The 15470-nt window shown below is 43.6% G+C and carries 14 protein-coding genes; all 14 read right to left on the bottom strand.

The window, feature by feature from the left end:
• Positions 1-148 precede the first annotated feature (148 nt).
• Positions 149-1102, bottom strand: a complete 954-nt coding sequence (locus NYE54_RS02045; protein ID WP_076322522.1) for an ABC transporter permease — start codon at positions 1100-1102, stop codon at positions 149-151.
• A gap of 6 nt (positions 1103-1108) precedes the next feature.
• Positions 1109-2164 carry an ABC transporter permease gene (locus NYE54_RS02040; protein ID WP_076322523.1) on the bottom strand — a complete coding sequence of 352 codons (1056 nt, stop codon included), beginning with the start codon at positions 2162-2164 and terminating at the stop codon, positions 1109-1111.
• Positions 2157-3689: an ABC transporter ATP-binding protein gene (locus NYE54_RS02035; protein WP_339269652.1), complete on the bottom strand. Its 1533-nt coding sequence runs from the start codon at positions 3687-3689 to the stop codon at positions 2157-2159. The genes NYE54_RS02040 and NYE54_RS02035 overlap by 8 nt, the downstream gene beginning before the upstream one ends.
• Before the next feature lie 399 nt (positions 3690-4088).
• The gene (locus tag NYE54_RS02030) at positions 4089-5195 is read right to left on the bottom strand and encodes a BMP family ABC transporter substrate-binding protein (protein ID WP_339269650.1); all 1107 of its coding nucleotides are present in this window, start codon (positions 5193-5195) and stop codon (positions 4089-4091) included.
• Between the two features lie 365 nt (positions 5196-5560).
• Positions 5561-5749, bottom strand: a complete 189-nt coding sequence (locus NYE54_RS02025; protein ID WP_076322526.1) for a hypothetical protein — start codon at positions 5747-5749, stop codon at positions 5561-5563.
• A gap of 252 nt (positions 5750-6001) precedes the next feature.
• Positions 6002-6571 (bottom strand): hypothetical protein, encoded by a 570-nt coding sequence (locus tag NYE54_RS02020; protein WP_339269648.1) that lies wholly within the window; start codon positions 6569-6571, stop codon positions 6002-6004.
• 306 nt (positions 6572-6877) lie between these two features.
• Positions 6878-7984, bottom strand: a complete 1107-nt coding sequence (locus tag NYE54_RS02015; protein WP_339269646.1) for a toxic anion resistance protein — start codon at positions 7982-7984, stop codon at positions 6878-6880.
• A 49-nt stretch (positions 7985-8033) separates the two neighbouring features.
• Positions 8034-8705 (bottom strand): hypothetical protein, encoded by a 672-nt coding sequence (locus NYE54_RS02010; protein WP_339269644.1) that lies wholly within the window; start codon positions 8703-8705, stop codon positions 8034-8036.
• 237 nt (positions 8706-8942) lie between these two features.
• Positions 8943-9965, bottom strand: a complete 1023-nt coding sequence (locus NYE54_RS02005) for an ATP-grasp domain-containing protein (RefSeq protein WP_339269642.1) — start codon at positions 9963-9965, stop codon at positions 8943-8945.
• A 27-nt stretch (positions 9966-9992) separates the two neighbouring features.
• Positions 9993-10805 (bottom strand): HAD family hydrolase, encoded by an 813-nt coding sequence (locus tag NYE54_RS02000; RefSeq protein WP_339269640.1) that lies wholly within the window; start codon positions 10803-10805, stop codon positions 9993-9995.
• Positions 10802-11941, bottom strand: coding sequence for a cysteine protease StiP family protein (locus tag NYE54_RS01995; RefSeq protein WP_339269638.1), 1140 nt, complete (start codon positions 11939-11941; stop codon positions 10802-10804). Before NYE54_RS01995 ends, NYE54_RS02000 begins: the two co-directional genes overlap by 4 nt.
• A complete protein-coding gene (locus NYE54_RS01990) occupies positions 11938-13371 on the bottom strand; it encodes a phosphoribosyltransferase family protein (RefSeq protein ID WP_339269636.1) in 1434 nt (477 codons plus the stop codon). The genes NYE54_RS01995 and NYE54_RS01990 overlap by 4 nt, the downstream gene beginning before the upstream one ends.
• Positions 13307-14395 (bottom strand): HpcH/HpaI aldolase/citrate lyase family protein, encoded by a 1089-nt coding sequence (locus NYE54_RS01985; protein ID WP_339273365.1) that lies wholly within the window; start codon positions 14393-14395, stop codon positions 13307-13309. Before NYE54_RS01985 ends, NYE54_RS01990 begins: the two co-directional genes overlap by 65 nt.
• Before the next feature lie 275 nt (positions 14396-14670).
• Complete coding sequence (locus NYE54_RS01980) at positions 14671-15468, bottom strand: TerC family protein (protein ID WP_339269634.1); 798 nt, start codon at positions 15466-15468, stop codon at positions 14671-14673.
• Between the last annotated feature and the right edge of the window lie 2 nt (positions 15469-15470).

Genomic DNA, 15470 nt, shown 5'->3' with positions numbered 1-15470 from the left:
TAGCCTTATTTACTATATATACCAGAGATGTTTTGGGAGTTCTAACCTAAAGTATGCTAAATGTAAAAAAACCTCCAATAGACCTAACCCTAAGTGGGCATAGGCATATCAGAGGTTCTAGATGTCTTACATCGACTTGCGCAATCCGTTACCGTTTACCTGAATCGAACGGCTCCCCTACGGCTTTCGGCGCATTCGAGGATTTGGAGAAAATCACGAGTGCGATCAGCGTGACAACATAAGGGAAAATCTTGAGAATGACCGGCGGGATCACCGCCAATGACGGGATCACCTGCGATACGTTGGCTACCGTCGTGGCAAATCCGAAGAACAAGGTGGCCAGCAGGATGCCGAGCGGCTTCCATTGTCCGAAGATGAGGGACGCCAGCGCCAGGAACCCTAGTCCCGCTACGTTCCCCGTAAATTCACCGGAATACGTCAACAGAATGACAGCCCCCCCAAGTCCGGAAAAAGCACCCGAGATCATGACGCCGACATACCGCATGGACTGTACCTTAATACCTGCTGCTTCCGCTGCGTGCGGATGCTCGCCGCAGGACCGGAGTCGCAGACCGAACGGCGTTCTGTACAATATTAGTGCGCTGAGCACTAACACTAATAGAACAAGCCAGGTTGTTGCATAGGTTTTGGTAAAAAACAAATCCCCAATAACCGGTATCTTAGACAGCACAGGCACATCAAACGGTGCAAAACCATTCGTAATGCTGATCTTACCGCTCCCCGTAATGTTACGGGCAAGGAAAATCGTCAGGGCACCCGCGATCATATTGATCGCCGTACCGCTTATGATCTGGTTGGCACTGAGGTTGATACTGGCAAAGGCATGTAATAGCGAGAATAGTGCACTCGCTGCCGCTGCTGCCAATAATCCTACCCAAAGTACCCACGATTGGCCGGGCCATTGGGCCTGCATTTTGAATATGACAAAGGCTCCGATGAAAGAACCAACAATCATCAAGCCGTCAAGGCCGATATTGACGACCCCGCTTCGTTCACTGAACAGCGCGCCCAAGGCGGTAATCAAAAGCGGGATCGTGTAAGCGATGGCATACGGAAAAATCTGTTCAATCGTTGTCCACATATGTCCTTACTCCCCCTGCTTTTTATTAGCCGCGCGACGCAGCTTCATTTTACGGTATAGTCGTTCGATCAAGATGCTGGTTGCCGCAAAATAGATAATGATGGCGATAATCGAATCGGCGATTTCCGGCGGAATCTCCGTCATCGCATTCATAAACCCTCTGCCCGAATAGAGAATTCCGAAGAACAAGGCCGACACCAATACACCGATAGGTGCATTGATTCCGAGCAGAGCTACGGCAATCCCGTCAAATCCCTGGCTCGGCAGAATGCCGATCTGCATGCTGGAGGCATTCCCCGTATACTGTGCAACACCGGCGAGGCCCGCGAGGCCGCCGGAGATGAACATGGACAGTACGATACTGCGTTTGACAGCGATACCCGCATATTCGGAAGCGTGCCGGTTGAATCCGACCGCCTTCAATTCATACCCGAGCGTTGTTTTGTTAATAAGGAAAGCGACGACCAGAACAGCAATGACCGCGATAAAAAAGCCCAGATTGACATAAGAACCTTGGAACATATCGCTGAGCCACTGCTGATGCAGCATCGCTTCCGGCGGAAGCTGGCGCGATTCCGTCTCCAGGCTCGCCCCTTTGAAGTAACCCGGAATAACATAATAAACGGTCCAGTAGGCCGTCCAGTTCATCATGATCGTGGATACGACCTCGTGCACATTATATTTAGCCTTCAGGAAACCTGGGACAACCGCCCATAGCGCACCTCCGATAAACCCGACCAGTACCATAACCAACAGGAGCAGAGCCCGCGGCAGATCCAGCGAGAGGCCGACAGCCGTCGCGCAAAAGCCACCGAACAGCATCTGGCCTGCAGCACCGATATTAAACAGTCCGGTACGGAAGGCAAAGGCCACGGACAAACCGGTCAAAATAAGCGGAGTCGCCGTCGCCAGCGTATTTCCGATCCTCTCCGGGTTCTTGAGTCCACCCTGGATGAGATACTTATACCCTTCTACCGGATTATGTCCGGTCAGCGCCATAAGCAGTGCCCCCGCAATGAGTCCGAACAGGACGGCAAGCAACGATTTTACGCTGTTATTCATGTGGTGCCTCCTCTTTTTGATACCCGGCCATCATCAGTCCGAGCTCTCTTTCGTTCGTTTCGGAGGTTTTAACGATACCTACCAGTTCACCGTTATTGATAACGGCAATGCGGTCCGACAAGTTCAGCACTTCATCAAGCTCCAGGGAAACCAGCAGAACGGCTTTCCCCTTGTCGCGCTGTTCGATCAGACGCCGGTGAATATATTCAATCGAGCCTACGTCAAGGCCCCGAGTCGGCTGGACGGCAATAAGCAGATCCGGATCGCGCTCTACCTCGCGGCCGATGATCGCTTTTTGCTGGTTACCGCCGGACATCGAACGCACGATCGACCGGCCGCCCGTTCCGGAACGCACATCAAAACTCTGAATGATATGCTCCGCATGCTTGCGAATCGCTGCTGGCTGCAGCAGCCCGTTCTTGGAATACGGTGGGCGGTTATACACCTCGAGGATCAAATTCTCTTCAATCGTATAATCCAGTACGAGGCCCCTCTTTTGGCGGTCCTCCGGAATGTGGCCGATTCCGCTTTCATTTCGTTGACGGACAGATAGACCGTTGAGCGTTTTTCCATTCAAGCTCACCGTTCCGCTCTCCGCCTGCCGAAGTCCGGTAATGGCTTCTATCAGTTCCGATTGACCGTTACCATCCACGCCTGCAATGCCCACAATCTCCCCGGCATGCAGGTCCAGACTAAAGCCTTTGAGCGCATCAACTTTCTTGCTGTTCTTTACCGTAAGCGATTTAATCTCAAGAACGGTCTTGCCCGGGTGACTCTCCTGCTTGTCCACCTTAAAGGAAACGCTGCGGCCCACCATCATTTCGGCCATTGCCTCGCGGCTCGTGTCTGCCACTTCTACGGTGCCAATCGTCTTGCCGCGGCGAATGACCGTGCATCGGTCCGCAACCGCTTTAATTTCTTTCAATTTGTGGGTGATCAGAATGATGGATTTGCCTTCATTGACCAGGTTTTTCATAATGCCCTGCAAATCTTCGATTTCCTGAGGGGTCAACACAGCGGTCGGCTCGTCGAATATGAGCACTTCCGCGTCGCGATACAGCATTTTGAGAATTTCCACTCTCTGCTGCATTCCAACCGATATATCCTCGATTTTGGCATAAGGGTCCACGTTGAGGCCGTATCGTTTGGACAGCTCCTCAACCCGTTTGGCAGCCGATCTCACGTCCAAGCCGAAAAAGAACTTGCGCGTCTCGCTGCCCAGAATAATATTCTCGGTTACGGTAAACGGCTCGACCAATTTAAAATGCTGATGCACCATCCCGATTCCAAGTTTGTTCGCGACGTTCGGATTCGAGATCCGCACGTCCTTGCCGTTGACTTTGATCACGCCACGGTCAGGCTGGTACATGCCAAACAGGATGCTCATCAGGGTCGACTTGCCCGCGCCGTTCTCGCCGAGCAGCGCATGAATCTCGCCCTTCTTCAGTCTAATCGTGATATCGTCATTGGCCACGATCCCCGGAAATTCCTTGCGGATGCCCACCATCTCGACAACATAGTCCATGGTTTTGGGTCCTCTCCTTCTTTTTTGTTGGATATCTTCCTGTTCATTATTAACCGCTAAAAAACGCGGATCGACTCACTTCCAAACCGCCCGAACGCAGTTTCATAGAGATCATTCTACATTCAATATCAGGATGCAATCGCTTGCGCTGGTGATACGGTCTGATACCTAAAATAGCCCCACAAAGTGGAGCCTATGCTTCGATGCTTGTTCCAAATACTTTGCGGGGGGCCCCAAAACATATAAATGCAATTACAGAATTGCTTACGCTTCGCTGAAATAACTTATAAATTCTGATACCTTAAAAAAAGACGGAGGGAATCCGTCTTTTTTCATGCGGTATCACTGCTTTTCAAGTAAGTCTATCCACGCTTCTGAAGATGACCTGGTTGTCTTGGATTACTTAATCAAATCGCCTTGCTCTGCCGTTACTTTAACTTCGCCGGCTTTGATCTTGCCAAACACTTCGTCAACTTGCTTAAGGACGTCATCGCTCAGGTTCGGATTCTTCTCAGGAAGGCCGACACCATCATTGGTCGCATCCAGCGTAAGCGTCTGTCCGCCTGGGAATTTACCTTCGGTTTCAGCTTTGATCATATCGTAAGCTGCATGGTCGATTTTCTTCACGGCCGAAGTCAGGACAACGGATTTGTCGCCTTCGTAAACGCCATCTTGATACTGGTCAACGTCTACGCCAACGATCCATACTTCGGATCCGTTCTGTACGCGAGTCTTCGCTTCGTTAATCGCACCAACGCCAACGCCGCCTGCTGCTGCGAAGATCACGTTTACGCCACGGTCATACATTTGAGCCGCCAATTGGCTGCCTGCTGCAACATCATCAAAGGATCCTTGGTAAACAACGTTTTCTTTGTTAATTACCAGTTTCGTGCCGAGATTCTCGTTGGCGTAAGCTACACCCTGCTGGAAGCCCCAGTTGAACTTCTGTACAGGAGGGATTTCCATTCCGCCGATAAATCCAGCTTGTCCATCCTTCACATGAAGCGCAGTCGCTACGCCAGCCAGGAAACCGGACTCTTGCTCAGCGAAGAAGATGGATACTGTATTTTCCTTAACTACCGGATTGCTGTCGCCGGAATGAGGTGTTCCATCGATAATAACGAATTTAGCATCTTTATACTTGTCCTGTGCTTTGAACACGGCTGTTTCAAATTTGAAGCCTGGAGTTACAATGAACTTAAATCCGGCATCATACAGGTTTCCGATCTCTTTCGAGTAGTCGGCTTCTGTCGTTCCGGCCGGCTTCAGGTATTTATACTCCATGTTGAAGTCCTTATTCGCCTTCTCGATACCTTCGTACGTTCCCTGGTTAAACGACTTGTCATCGATGGTTCCCGCGTCCGTAACCATCCCTACCTTGAAGTTTGCCTTAGGTGCATCGCCGCCTGCGCCGCCGCTTGGTTCTGACGCCGGTTTGTCGCCGCAACCTGCCAGCATTGTGACAGATAACGCCAAACTGATTAAAGATATGACCCCTTTTTTCATTAAGGATAACCCTCCTAGGTATATATGCCCGAATACTAGATTCGTGCTATTTACAATATATTAATAAAACAGACCCTTTTCAACATAAATTTGGGTGAATCTGTCAAGCTGCATCTGTGTCGCGGTGAAACGTTTAAGACATGTTTTATTCCAATTCTAGTAGAGATAGGAAGCCGTAGTTAACGCGGTGTTGATATCACGGTTTTTATAGATAACACGGGGGGTTACAATTGGTGTGTTACGAAAACTTGCAAGTGATCAGACCCTGCAATTTGGAAAAAAATAATAGCCCCTTATGAAAGAAAGCACCCGGCAAGGTGCTTACAAACATGGTGTTCATTTCAATGAATGTTTTGAATGATTATTCATTTGCGGCGGGACTTCATCATGCGATTATACGTAATTAATCCGGCAATAATCATGGCGACTACGCCCAAGCTGCTTGCCGACTCTGGCGTCATACCAAATACCCCCGCCAAATTCGTAACCAAGCTGTTCGTAAGCAGCGCCACCGCAATCAACATAATCGGACGCCACACGCTGTACCTTCTCATCCTCGCAACACCCCCAGGCCAGATTTGCAGCATTATAATCCCAAATGACTAAAATCGCTTAATCTATTAGAAACATTATACCATGAATAAGTATGCGTTTACATTTTAGTGACGGTAAAAATAAAACTTTGGATACCATACAAGCCAAGATGAGCATCACTTAGCATACCGAAAACATAAACATTATTATTTAATAGAAAATAACACGAATAGGCAGAAAGCCCTGCCTAACGAATTGAATTTGCTGCTATATTACCACCGTCTCTTGTCTTCGAAATTAAATGGAGGACCAAGGAGGTCTGACATTTGCATTTCAGCTTGATTGTATATTTTAGCGATCTTCTGAATAATAACAAACTCATGATCAGAAGGGCTCAGGTTGTCCATAAACATTCGTTCCAGAATTTTCTGGTGGAAGTCTCTTCGTTCCCGAATGAAATCGCACTCTATTTGAATGACCTCTTCGACAGTATTCTGTTCAACAAAATCCATGATTTCGTCTCTCTGACTATTCGACTTAAATTGATCCTGATCTCTAAAAATGGAAATCGGCTCGTCCACACTTTCCAGTTCAATAGAGCTCCTGATCTCGGAAAAAGAAATACGCTGTTTGGCAAGCATCACCTGAAAGGGTTTATATTTAAAAAGCTCATTCATTACTAAAGAGCACATCTGTTGATTACCAAGTAAAATCCCGTCAAACGGATGTAGAATCCAAGATCCGTTTTTTAGAAAAAGATTGAAATTGAAGGGTTCCCCTCCATACATAAACTTTATATTATAGCTGGTTTCAGTTGGTTGAGAATAACTAAAATCCTCCATTTAGAACGCGCTCCTTGGCTATGGGATTAACTGATAATTGTTTCCTAACCAAATTGATCAGTGCCGGTCATCAGTTGCTGTTTAAACTACTTCGTGTGGTCATCTATGCCCTCAGCCTTATTTAAACTGGCCACAATGATAAACACAACGATTAATATTCCGCAAACGATGGGTCCCCACATATTTGAGCCTCTCTTCATTTTTTTAATAGTGTATGAAGAGGGCTGTTCCGTTATGTTAATATAAATACTTTTACAGCCTGAGTCTTGCAAAAAAGAAGTGCCCAAAGGCACCTCTCATGAACAATTAATCCAGAAAACTGCTGCTCACTGCTTCGCTTGTTTTCGGCTCCAGTTGTTGATTCGGCTTATTTCCAGGCATTAAACCCAAACGATCGTGCATCTTGCCGTTAATCTCGCTTAAACGCTTTGTATGCTCTGACGCTGATTGAATGATAGAGCGATTGGATTGTTCATACAGATCAATTGCGGTGAATAAATCCGTCATTGCTCGATCAATTGATTCCAATTGAATAGCAGGTTTTCCTAGCAGGTCATTGGTTTTCTGGGTTGTCTCCTTCAGCATGCGTGAATTCTCTTCAAACATATTCTGAAGTGTCGAATTTGCAGAGTTTACCGCATCGATCGTGTCTAACTGATCCTGAAGAGCCATAGTTATCATTGCCGATACGGAAATTAAATGCTGGGTCTTATCAATTGTCGATTCAACCGAGTCAATAAGCTTATCATTGTTATCGTTAATAATATCTGTTCCAGCGATTGCTTGTTGATAGAGCATAACCATTTCTTCAAAGGACTGTATTCGGGTTACCACTTTTCGCAAACCACGCTCCAAATGGGTTTTCCGATTTGCATTATCCGGCTTTGCAATTTCAAGCTCAAATAGCTCTTTTAGTTTATGCCCCATTGCAATACGGATTTGCAAATTATATACAGATTCCAGAGATGAACGTTTGAGATTTTTCATATAAACAATATTTTCTTCTAATGTTTCTTTACCATTTCTTAAAGACTGAACAATCGCATCGACATTTGTTTTAACAGATTGGTACTTATATATGTAATTTTTTAGTGGCGTTTTCTTCAACAGCTTATCAAAAAAACCGAGTTGCTTGCTTTTGCTGAGTGAGTCGATCTCTGATCTAAGTTTTAATATATTATTGGAAACTTCGGATCTTTTACCCGACATCATTTCATTTACCGGACGCTGTAACATGCCGAGTGATTGGCTCGCCTGTTCCATGGTCTTTTGTCCCATTCGTCCGATGTTGTCCATTAAAGTTTCAAGTTCCATCGAATCCGTAGACGCAACACGTTGGATGAGCTGCTGTGCTTCTTGCTCTACTTTGGTGATGTCCGTCTCTTTTAATTGCACCATTTGTATTGTAGACATGAATATGTCCTCCCATTATAGTATATTGTTATTCTTCACGGTTTCTTAATTAAACAGAACGATATCTTTGTTGAATCAGATCCACTCTGGTCTGTAATTCGATAAGATCTTTATGTTCAATAGTTTCTACATACATCGAGAGTTTTGTGTTAATATCCTTCAAGCCGTTCAACAATAATCTGCGGTTTTGACGCTTGGCTTCACCGCTTAAGTTTAAGAATGGGTTTATAGCTCCATTTAAATCCTTGAAAATGAGTCTTTGAATATTGTGATTAATATTACCATCCTGTAATGTCTTCAACTGAGGTATTAATCGGTTTACTCTCGCTAGTACACTTAGTGTTTTTTCGACAATCTCATCATCAAGATTATTTTTTTGTCCTTCTGATATAACCATATCTTCGGTAACCTGAATATATTCGATAACAGGTCCCCAAAAAGGATCGTTTATCTCGGAACCTTTCTCCTCAACATCAGGCTGTACTTGCACTTTCTCTTCTAAACGGTCAGGAACAGCCCTAGATTGCTCCATAGACTCTGTCTGAGGAACAACAGGGCCCTTTATCTTTGGAGTAGAAAACCGGCTTAAAAGGGCAATTGCTGCCATTGCAAATAATGTGGGTATTAGTAAGTTGATTAACTCCGGTAAAAATTTGGATGTAAACAAAGATACGATGAATCCAAGCAGAGATATCCCTGCAGCAGCTTTATATCGAGTCATGTGGGTAAACCTCCAATCTGTTAGCATTAACATATGGATAGATCATAGTTAGTAGACAAGCAGTGTTTTCAGGACAAGGAGCCCTTACATTCACAACACTCCTTACACTTCCTTACTTTTCTTCGCCTATCAATATATGTATCTTAAGTCCTAAGCAACAGCCTGTCAATTCTTGGAGAACTATAGAAAAAACGCTCTCAATGGAGCGTCCCAATATAAAGATACAAGATGAAACTATTAAAATTGCCGGCTTAACAGCACTTCTTTTTCTATGTGAGTTGCATAAATATTATACTTTGGAACAGGTATTTCGATCTCCTGATCAAGTATAAGTTTAACGGCAAGATACGGAAAATTTATTCCCGATAGGCATGTTGTATATAACCCTCCGGATGTACGAGGATTAATTTCTAATAGTTTCGGTGTACTTCCTTGATAGATAAATTGTATATTGAAATTATACTGCAGTGGCAATTCCTTATGAATAGAATGAGCCATGGATATTAACTCGTCATTACATTCCAAGGCCCGTATACGCCCCTCTACTTTTTTACGTGGAATTGCGGCCGCAATTCCGTTAGGGGTTCCTAAACAATCGACGCTATACTCGTTCCCTTGCATATACTCCATCACCATTAATCTTTGAAATCTCGGTTCACTGCCAAGCAACCTAATGATTTCATCAAGATGTATCGAAGAATCTACAGATCGGTATAAGCTGGAAATTGATTTCCGATCCTCCGTCACAATCCTGAAGCCTGCTCCTCCTTCCCCTGAAACAGGCTTAATACAGACCCGGTGACCTTTGTCAGCTAAACTTGTGTATGCTTCCATAAATTCATTCAATGTTTGTACAACGTAATAATCTGGAATATGAAGGCCCGAAACATTTTTCAAGGTTTCAAACAGCATGCCTTTATCATCAACAAGTGATAATAGATTCTCATCCCCAGCTAGCATTACTTTTGTCCCGATTTCCTCGAACTGTGTTCTAAATTTTACAATCTCATTCAATCCGTAATGAGGAATGAAAATATCGATTTTATGCCTTTTACAGAAATCTAAACAGTAAGCAGGGTATTCATCGAGTTGTAATATCGGCTCAAGTTCAGCATAGTCAGCAACTTGAAGCATTAATGAGTGACGTTTTGGATGAGTAGCGAAAATGTTGAAGTCATTTCGATCTGGATTGTTACGAATCATTTCAACATAATGACTCGCTGTTGAGAATGTCCGATTAAACCATATATTCTTGATCACATATCTTCCCTCTTTCACGAATATGATTTAAGCTGACGTGACTTGTCGTAATTTAAAAGCATCCAAAACCGATTTCAGAATTTCTTCGGCTGCCACTATACCCACTGCCTTTGTGAAGTTATACGCTCCGCTATTTTTATACGTACTGAACAATTCACCATGAGAGGGGGCCACCGCAAAATCAGCAGCCATTAATAGGCTCTCATCCAGTAAAGAGTCTCCCGAGGCAGCCACGAATGAGCACGATAACACTTCTTTAAGATATTTAACAGCGTTCCCTTTGTTTATTTCTGTTGGGATAAGATACAGCTTTCGACCTTGAATTGAAAGACTCCATCCTAGGCAAGCCAGTTTAATCCTGAAATTTTCTACTATATCAACTGGAATTTTCGTTTGATCGATCATATAGGTGAAGAACAAGCCATCTGCAAGATACCCCCGAAGTACCCACTCCGGCGATGAAATTTCTTCAAACAATTTATTGATTTCAGCAGGATCAAGACAACGGTCCGATGCTGCCTTTATCCTCTTGGCCCATATTGGATCTGGCATACCATCTATCAAAATGTTACCGCCGTTACTTGTCACAGCATATTTAGTTTTCAAATTTTCAGAAATATGGAACACCCGTTTATATTGTTCTACGGTTCGAGTCGTGACCGGTACGAATGTTGAAACTTGCATTACCTGTTGCAGCAGCGATAAGGTATTTTGGGTCATAAACGATCTATATTCATTATTGTGAAGTTCCACAGGAATAAGCTCTGAATTTCTATGCTCATCCCCCATAGATCTCTTGGAATAAATGAGGGTATGGTCTAAATCACTGGCAAATATCATACTGGTTCACCGCCTTTTAACGGCTTAATAATTCCGCAGCAAGAATAAGTAAGTTCAGGATACATCTCAACAGGAACATTGCGTTCTTTGGCTAAAAGTAGAATATGTTTAAGGTTAGGATTGTCTAAACGGTTCACAAGAATCTTCCAGGGAACTCGACGCAAAAGAACTCTGGTTGTTTCACCAATCCCCGGCTTCACCAGATCAACATTCTCAATACCAAACTCCTCCTGTATTCTTCGGATATCCTTCATACCTTGCCAGGTGGCTATATTATGAGAAGGGTTTCTAATCAGGGTATCTGCTTCTGCTTTTGCCTGTGCGATGACGTTCTTAAATTGATTGGAGATATGGTCTACAAACAAATTAGATACGTCGTTTGGCAACCATTCTTTATAATATTTTGCTCCATGAAATTCATTCGGACCTATAAGATCTTTGTGAAGCACCGTTCTGCTCATTAATCCGGATACGGTAGAATTCAGACACGCGCTGGGAATAAGGAAATCTTCACGCGTGCCAAAGGTAGTCGAACAGCAGCCCGGATCTGCCAAGACAGCCAGATCATCACTAAGTGTGATTCCATACTTGTCTTCAAATAAGTTGCAAGCTTCAATCAGTACGTTTCGGATTGCTCCTTTTCCGGTCCACCCGTCTACAAATTGAATATCTAAACCGGAATGGTTCTGAAGCATGAACAACAACGCATTCTCATCAATTCCTCGACCTCGAATGATAGATATGCTGTAGTGCGGAAGATCATGGTTATATACCATCTTAATATATCGTTTAATGAGGATTCCAACTGGTGTTCCTGCTCTTGCTAATGAAGCGATAATTGTATTGAACCCTCTTTTTCGGACGATCAGCTCGGCTGTGACAGCTGCTGCTGCAGCTACTTTTTGGGCTGACGCAGCTAATGTAGAGTGAAACAGCTGTATATATTCATCAGTCGGCTGATATTCTACAGGTAACATCTCCGAATAATGAGTGCCCGATTGAATCGCCACCTCACGGTCCTCATTCCCTTTTTCAAGGGGGATATCGCTTAAATCCTTTAATAGAAATACAACATCTTCATTCTTATAACTGCCAAGAGGAGCAGGAGCTGGAATTATCCTGTTTATAACAGTCATGTTTCAACCTCCAGAAGAACATTATGGGCAGCATCCTGGTTATTAACATTAAAATGCACAACATGGATAACAGGAATTTCGGTCAGTCTTATGGCATTTAAGTAAGTATCTAGGCTTGATTCGTCTGACCGCTCTACGAATACAAAAATTTCATCATACTGCCCATCAGCTATGTTGTAGAAGTAGTAATCTACATTACGATCCTCAGGGGAATGAAAAGAATAAGCATTCTGGATTCCATAAGTTGCTTCTCTACTGGGATGTATAGGGCTTCTCGTGCTCGACTGATAGAGAATTCCTTGTCCCATTTCAGACGCGATCCTCATCGGTATGTACATAAATTCACCTGTACCCATACACAAGGTTCTTTTTCCTACTCTGTGGTTCTTTAATAATGAAGCCGCTGAAGAAATCATGTGATCCAGTACTTTATTGTCTGAACTCCGCAAACCAAATCTACCGGTTAGTTCCAAGTAAGGCTTATCATTCTGTTCTCTCAATGAGTTAATGGAAGACATTGGAATATCACTGAAAGCATGTCCTATATAGTGATGCTGCACCTGTACCTTGTGTGTCGGAATCAAAGATAAACTGTCTACCCCGTGAACTTCCGGAGCAGCACCCTCCACTTTTATTCGACCCTTTAGAAGAGACAAACAGTGTATGGAGATACCCAGCTCCCTTTCCATCGCAGCAAAGCGATTAATATCTTCATTAGAACGCCAATCCAATAGACTGGCAACAACATAACGAGTTCTTGGATGTTTTTGCTGTAGGTCCCTTATGATGTTTAACGCTGTTCTCCCTGTTGTAATCTCATCATCAACTAATACTACCGGTGTATCTCCATGAAAAAACTCCGGATCAGACGAATAACACCGATGTGCAGTAGCATGTGAATGCTCTTCCTCAAAAGTAAGAAGCGGCTTGGTTCCGACAATTTCATCCCTTGTAGTGTGAATGTACTTCGTTGGTCCATTAAAAACATCATACATACTATGCCCTAAGGCTGTTGCAGTTTCAGCAAAGCCTATAAATAACGTTGGCTCCGATAGTTCAAGCAGGTTGGACTTCATATACTTATATGTTTCACCTGCAGAGTTAAGATCTACAAGGGCACGCATAATGTCATGAATATCGAGCGTTAACTTTCCATTAGCATGCATCTGATAAAGCAGTGCCAATGCAGCTCCGCCAAGCAAAGAGACCTCCGGAATGACAGGAATATGCTTTCCCAACAATTTGCTTACAAACAAAAAGCTTCTTTTTTTGTTGATTCTGGCAGCCATCCGAAATAATGACTCGAGCGGTAATCCGAAGGGATTATCCAAGACTTCAATATGAACCTCCAGGTCGCCGAGGACTTTATACGTGTACCTGTTCGATACCTCTAGTTTCGATGAGTAGTGTTGTATAGTTTTGGTTTTCATGTAACACCCCATAAATTTGAGATCGTAATATAATCCGTTTTGCCCAGTTCAAATGTGGTTTGATTTCGATCATTTTATTCTCATATTGGCTCTTTAAAACCCCGAAAGAACCATTGTTATTGGCAATGATATTCGTAGCGTCTATATATTCTTCATGCGTAACCACGTACATAGACTGAACTGGTAACAAATGAGACGGATGAATAATCGTTTTTCCTATGATCCCATTTTCCTTGTCCAGAACAGTTTCGCGAATCAGTCCATCTACATACATATTTATATAATCCATTCGAATAAGGCGTCCTTGCTTACCTGCTGCTTCTTCAAAAGGCGTCTGTCTTAACTGGGGTTTAAGCACACGGTCGCTCTTAAAATACTCCCATACAGGCCCTGAGATCACATACGGATCATCAAATCTTCCGAAAACGTTTATAATGTCTGCAATACAGTCACGTATAACTCCAATATCGTATATGGTCATGTCCGGGTTTCGCCTTAGTCCAAATAGACTGGAAAAATCCGTAGCCCCAATTCGAACGTTCAAAACGTATTCTTTATAACAGTTCAGCAGGTCTTTGATGTCCAGTAGCGTCCGCATTCGAGATTCGCGATAAATGACATCACTCGTCTCCAAGATTGGCATTGCGTATACAGTTGGGGCGCAGTCACTCTTACTCTGGTTATACTCGTGTAATAAATTCAAGAATTGCTGTCCATTAGCTAACGAAAACTTAGGAAGAGTAAATCCCGTTATGACTTCAATTGTCTCTTCCAAAACAGTTATAATCCTCTTCATTTGTTCTGGGGTACGGACCCTGACGAAAATAAGAGGGATGTCTTCCTCTGTGACCACCCCCTGTTTCTTTAACGTAGAGATCCTGTACAATTGAACGCATAGGTTTTTCTCGGCTACTTCCAGCTGGTTATCGCCCACTGCATCTTCCAGATCAATAACAGCCGTAACTAACCCCTGAATCTTACCCGACACCAGTTCGTTTGCGATGTTCGGTCTTGTTGCAGGCATGTATAGTGCTGCGCCTACAGCATGAGCAATAATTTCTTTACTAGACTTGTTGGTAAATGGCTGTGGACTTTGAAAGAAAAAGTCTTCGTTACCCTGTAAATAATTGAAATAGCGCACCACATTTACCTCCTTCATAAGCCTATAAATCTATGATTGAGCAAATTATTCATCTGCTAATTTTCGAAGGTTAAAAAATATCCCTCCCTTGATATATGAGGAGGGATATTTATTTTTAGGCTAAGGCACTTAAATCCAAATACATTTCTCATGTGTTATTACATGGACTCCACGTTCGATTTTTCTGATTTTTTGCGAATAGAACTGAGAATCATCGTCCCAACAAAAACTGCAATTAATAGTCCAAAGAATAGGACATGACTCATATGGAATCCAACTACAGCAGCAAGCATTTTTCCTCCGATAATAATAATTAGAATAAATGCTGCCTTCTCAAGTTCAGGAAAACGGTCAATAAGTTTTAGGAAAACTTGCGCGACTCCCCTCATCATGAGAACCCCGAGGATACCTCCCAGGAACAGGACCCATACTTGTTCGCTTACACCAAATGCTGCGATGACAGAGTCGATACTAAACGCAATGTCCATCAACTCAACGGTAATAACCGTACGCCAGAAACTCAAACCTTTTCCTTCTATTTCACCCTCGTCATCTACCTTTTTACCAATGTAGGGGATTACAGGAATTTTGCCTGCACGGATCCACTTCACCTGCAGATCAAACAAATTGCTGCAGGCGATCCACAGGAGATATAAACCTCCGGCAACTTTAACCCAGGTAATCTTGACAAGAAAAGTACCCACACCGATAGCTATAAAGCGAAATACATAGGCACCAATGATACCGTAAAGTAATGCTTTCTTCTGTTGTTCTTTAGGCAAGTGCTTGACCAGTACCGCAAGTACTAGCGCATTATCTGCTGATAATAGCCCTTCAAGAAGAACGAGCGAAGCAATAATTCCCCATGTGACTGGATCTGATAGGAGACTGGTGAGGTTATTCCAATCAAAAAAGGCCATAAAGTTATCAACAAAACTACTAATGAAGTCGGACATGT

This window comes from Paenibacillus sp. FSL K6-1330 (assembly GCF_037976825.1).
Classification (GTDB): Bacteria; Bacillota; Bacilli; order Paenibacillales; family Paenibacillaceae; genus Paenibacillus_AQ.
The sequence above is the reverse complement of the archived record's forward strand: the minus strand, read 5'-3'. Positions and strand labels throughout refer to the sequence as shown.

What these genes read in the sequence shown, in the direction of transcription:
- NYE54_RS01980 (WP_339269634.1), bottom strand. Translation starts at nt 15,468, where the DNA reads ATGTCCGACTTCATTAGTAGTTTTGTTGATAACTTTATGGCCTTTTTT.
- NYE54_RS02015 (WP_339269646.1), bottom strand. Translation starts at nt 7,984, where the DNA reads ATGTCTACAATACAAATGGTGCAATTAAAAGAGACGGACATCACCAAA.
- NYE54_RS02010 (WP_339269644.1), bottom strand. Translation starts at nt 8,705, where the DNA reads ATGACTCGATATAAAGCTGCTGCAGGGATATCTCTGCTTGGATTCATC.
- NYE54_RS02000 (WP_339269640.1), bottom strand. Translation starts at nt 10,805, where the DNA reads ATGATATTTGCCAGTGATTTAGACCATACCCTCATTTATTCCAAGAGA.
- NYE54_RS01990 (WP_339269636.1), bottom strand. Translation starts at nt 13,371, where the DNA reads ATGAAAACCAAAACTATACAACACTACTCATCGAAACTAGAGGTATCG.
- NYE54_RS02025 (WP_076322526.1), bottom strand. Translation starts at nt 5,749, where the DNA reads ATGAGAAGGTACAGCGTGTGGCGTCCGATTATGTTGATTGCGGTGGCG.
- NYE54_RS02030 (WP_339269650.1), bottom strand. Translation starts at nt 5,195, where the DNA reads ATGAAAAAAGGGGTCATATCTTTAATCAGTTTGGCGTTATCTGTCACA.
- NYE54_RS02020 (WP_339269648.1), bottom strand. Translation starts at nt 6,571, where the DNA reads ATGGAGGATTTTAGTTATTCTCAACCAACTGAAACCAGCTATAATATA.
- NYE54_RS01985 (WP_339273365.1), bottom strand. Translation starts at nt 14,395, where the DNA reads ATGCCTGCAACAAGACCGAACATCGCAAACGAACTGGTGTCGGGTAAG.
- NYE54_RS02045 (WP_076322522.1), bottom strand. Translation starts at nt 1,102, where the DNA reads ATGTGGACAACGATTGAACAGATTTTTCCGTATGCCATCGCTTACACG.
- NYE54_RS01995 (WP_339269638.1), bottom strand. Translation starts at nt 11,941, where the DNA reads ATGACTGTTATAAACAGGATAATTCCAGCTCCTGCTCCTCTTGGCAGT.
- NYE54_RS02040 (WP_076322523.1), bottom strand. Translation starts at nt 2,164, where the DNA reads ATGAATAACAGCGTAAAATCGTTGCTTGCCGTCCTGTTCGGACTCATT.
- NYE54_RS02035 (WP_339269652.1), bottom strand. Translation starts at nt 3,689, where the DNA reads ATGGACTATGTTGTCGAGATGGTGGGCATCCGCAAGGAATTTCCGGGG.